Source organism: Microcystis sp. M49636_WE2 (assembly GCF_030065375.1).
GTDB lineage: Bacteria > Cyanobacteriota > Cyanobacteriia > Cyanobacteriales > Microcystaceae > Microcystis > Microcystis aeruginosa_C.
The window spans coordinates 1-3,678 of the sequence record NZ_JASJFG010000621.1 but is presented as its reverse complement, the minus strand read 5'-3'; the positions used below and the strand labels follow the sequence as shown (position 1 = coordinate 3,678).

The window sequence follows — 3,678 nt, the reverse complement described above, 5'->3', positions numbered from 1 at the left end:
TTATGATTGGGCGGTTTAGTCAGTATTTAACTTTTTTCTACCTTAGACTATATATAGCAGTTTTCATCAGAATGAGGCATGGGCAAGGGGGTTAAACTCTTTGTTGGCAAAACTTGTCGATACCTCAGTAACGTGAAAAGCTCTATATGCAAACTGAAAACTCAAATCTGATCACTGATCAAGGAGAACTTCCCACCCGTCTGAGTTTTAGAAAAATTTAACTTTGTTCAATCCATGAACATCTGTTCAGATGTTATAATAAAGTCAGTAAAGAAGTTCAGAGGTAGTAACCATGATCGCTGTCACCACCATGAAATGTGCTTGTAAATCCTGTAAGTGTGTAGTATCGATCGCCGATGCCATCAAAGAAAACGATAAATACTACTGTTGCCAAGCTTGTGCCAATGGTCACGTTAACGAGAAAGGCTGTGGACACCAGGGCTGTGGTTGCGTTTAAATTTAGTTATTGGGAAGAAAGGGACAAGTATCGGCATGGAAGATTTGATCGATACCTCCCTTTCTCAACTTTCCCTTAATAACCGATCAGGAAAAAATATGGCCCTAGAGAAAATAGCACCGGTTTGTGGGGAATCCCATCACCAAGAGGCGAAATTCCAGCACTTGCAGGGATTAGAAATCGAAAAAGCCCAAAAAATGGCCGAATTTTTCAGCCTTTTGGGGGATGCCAACCGCCTAAGAATTCTGTCGCTTTTAGCCAAACAAGAATTATGTGTTTGTGACTTAGCCGACGACTTAGGGATGAGTGAATCGGCCGTATCGCACCAGTTAAGAACCCTAAGAGCCTTAAGATTAGTTAAATACCAAAAACAGGGACGGAGAGTCTTTTATCGTCTTGCCGATCACCATGTTCTTGACCTTTATTACGCGGTCTCGGAACATTTAGAAGAGCCAGCGGACGAGGATTAAAACAGTCCCAAAGCGGGTAAAACAAACTGTAAGAGCAGAGAACCAATCCCCTGCACCATTTGGTCTAATTGAGCGTTGCCACCACCTTGTTCTTGCGGTTTTAGGGCGATTTCCATGCCTTTAATAAAATTCTCTGCTGCTTCGTGACCGGGGGTATTGCCTTGGCGTTGAAAGAGAGTCGAAGCCATTTGAGCATCCTGGGCCGCTAGAGCATTTTGTCCCAGACGATAGTGAGCCATGGACCGGGCCAGATAAGCTGGAGCATATTCTGAGTTAATTGTCAAGGCTTTATTAAAATTTTCTATGGCGGCGCTGGTGCGTCCCTGTTTTCCTTCCACCATCCCTAGTCCGTAGAATAGTTCAGGAGTACCGGCACTACTGGGAATTCCCACCGCACCCTGCACGTATGCAGTGTCTAGTTTAGTGTTGTCGAGGTTAGCATTATTGAGATAAGCACCTCTTAAATCCGCACCCGTCAAGATTGCTCCGGTTAAGTTCGCTCCAGTCAGATTAGCACCAAAAAGAGAGGCTCCGGTTAAATTAGCACCACTCAGATCCGCCCCACTTAAATTAGCTTGACTAAGATTAGCACCGACGAGATTGGCCCCATTTAATTTTGCCCCGACTAGATTCGATTGCACTAACCCTGAACCGCTCAGATCGCATTGGGGACATTTTCGGGTGGATAATAATTGCTGTAGGTGGTTTAAATCTTCCGTCTGACCAACTAGGGAGAAGTTAAGGGGAAGACTGAGCGCGAGGGTTAGGGCGATCGATTTGTACATAGTTTAAAATAACTCTATTTATTATTACTGATAATAACCATTCGATCGGGGCTAATCGCTGAACTAGATTCTACTTGAGAAATCAGCCCTTGTCCAGTAAAATAGAAGATTAGAGGCTCTTAACGTCAGAAGAAGCGACAAAATCGAGATTTGTTACCTTTTCAACAGCAAGTTTTTTAAAGGAATTTCCCTATTTCATAATGACTACTCTACACGGTAATTGGCTGATTGGTTCGCAGGATAGTGTTTTTTTTCTTTGGGGTGAACAGTGGCAAGGGAAGGAATTAAGTGAAACAAAGGAAAATCATCCTTTTTGTCTAGAATCTGGGGCATTAGCCCAATTTATCGAGAAATTTTCTCCTCAGCTTGACTGCTATTCTCCAGAATCAATCAAGCTCAGTTTGCCTAGTTATTCTCCCCCTAGGAAAAAATATTTTTTACCGCTGCTGTCGGGGCAAATTCTCGAACCCTCAACTAAATCCTTGTCTTGGCAACCATGGCAGATATCGGGATTAACTTTTTCTGCGGGGATGATAGTGCGGTTATGGGAAAAATTGCCCCTAGCTAAGGCCGAATTTATCGGCAATGATCTACGATTTTGGCTGTATTTGCACCGTTGGAGTTTAGATTTATTAGCAAGAGGGAAATTTTTAGCGGGAATAAATCAGGGTGAAAGTTGCTGGTATCCCCTGCTAGATAGTACCATCGATCGCACTCGTTTAGCTAAGTTTATCCAAACCATCCCCCCGGTCTGTCTTGCCTATCAAGAAAATAGCGAACCACAAACAATTATTCTCGATTGCTTAAAAAATATTGTCGATGCTCGTTTGCGACAAAAGATAGATAGTACTGTTAATATTTCGCCGTCATTGATGGTAAAACCTTGGCTACAATCTTTAAGCGGTGATCATCGTGAGATTGCCTTAGAAGCCAAGAATTTACAGCGCCTAGAAAATGCTTATAATAACTGGGTGTTTCCTATCCAAGAAAGTTTAGTTAATGGCAATAATCGCCAATTAATCGAGAATCAATACCGTGTCTGTCTATCCTTACAACCTCCCAGTTTAGGGACAGCGTGGAAACTCACCTATTATTTACAAGCGTTAGATGATCCCGAATTTCTCATTAGTGCCAAGTTGATTTGGTTAGAGGGCAAAGAAAGTTATCATAGTTATCAAAGAGTTGTCAATAATCCCCAGGAAATTCTCTTAAAAGGATTGGGATTAGCATCGCGATTGTACGAACCGATTAGAATTAGTTTAGAGCAGAGACACCCGGAGGAATGTTCTCTTGATTCGATCGAAGTTTATCAGTTTATTCGCTCGATCGCTTGGCAATTGCAAGATCAGGGATTAGGGGTAATTTTGCCAACGGGTTTAACTGCTGGTAGTAATGAACAAAGATTAGGAATTAAGATTGCTGCCAGTGTAACTCCCAAAAAAGGAGAAAGATTAAGTTTAACCAGTTTGTTAAACTTTCAGCTTAAATTAGTGGTAGGGGAACAGGAAATATCGAAAAAAGATTTTGATAAGTTATTAGAGAAAAAATCGCCAGTGGTGGAAGTGGGAGGCAAATGGTTAATCCTACAACCTACGGATGTCAAAGCAGCTCAGGCAATTTTAAATAATACCATCGCTCCCCTTAATCTCTCGGTGGAGGATGCCCTGCGCTTGAGTTCAGGAGATAATAATCTAATTGCTAAACTGCCGGTAGTTAATTTCCAAGCGGAGGGAGCATTAAAGGAATTAATTGATAATTTAAATAACAATCAAGGGATTCAATTAATCAACCCACCGCGAGAATTTCGGGGGGAATTACGTCCCTATCAAATCAAGGGAGTTAGTTGGTTAGCTTTCCTAGAAAAGTGGGGTTTAGGTGCTTGTTTAGCCGATGATATGGGTTTAGGAAAAACCCCGCAATTAATCGCTTTTTTACTAGCATTAAAAGAACAGGATATGTTAGTTAA

4 protein-coding genes are annotated in these 3,678 nt (G+C 41.8%); 3 read left to right on the top strand and 1 reads right to left on the bottom strand.

Annotated features, from left to right (window positions below; genetic code table 11):
* Positions 1 to 292: 292 nt before the first annotated feature.
* On the top strand, positions 293 to 457 hold the full coding sequence (locus PX484_RS14300; RefSeq protein WP_287768079.1) for a metallothionein: 165 nt from the start codon (positions 293 to 295) through the stop codon (positions 455 to 457).
* 35 nt (positions 458 to 492) lie between these two features.
* Complete coding sequence (locus PX484_RS14295) at positions 493 to 927, top strand: ArsR/SmtB family transcription factor (RefSeq protein ID WP_002754959.1); 435 nt, start codon at positions 493 to 495, stop codon at positions 925 to 927.
* Here the strand turns inward: PX484_RS14295 and PX484_RS14290 are convergent.
* The gene (locus PX484_RS14290) at positions 924 to 1,712 is read right to left on the bottom strand and encodes a pentapeptide repeat-containing protein (RefSeq protein ID WP_287768077.1); all 789 of its coding nucleotides are present in this window, start codon (positions 1,710 to 1,712) and stop codon (positions 924 to 926) included. The genes PX484_RS14295 and PX484_RS14290 overlap by 4 nt on opposite strands.
* Positions 1,713 to 1,912: 200 nt before the next feature.
* On the opposite strand from PX484_RS14290, the gene PX484_RS14285 reads away from it, so the two are divergent.
* A partial coding sequence (locus PX484_RS14285; RefSeq protein WP_288104370.1) for a sll1366 family intein-prone helicase occupies positions 1,913 to 3,678 on the top strand: 1,766 nt, incomplete at its 3' end.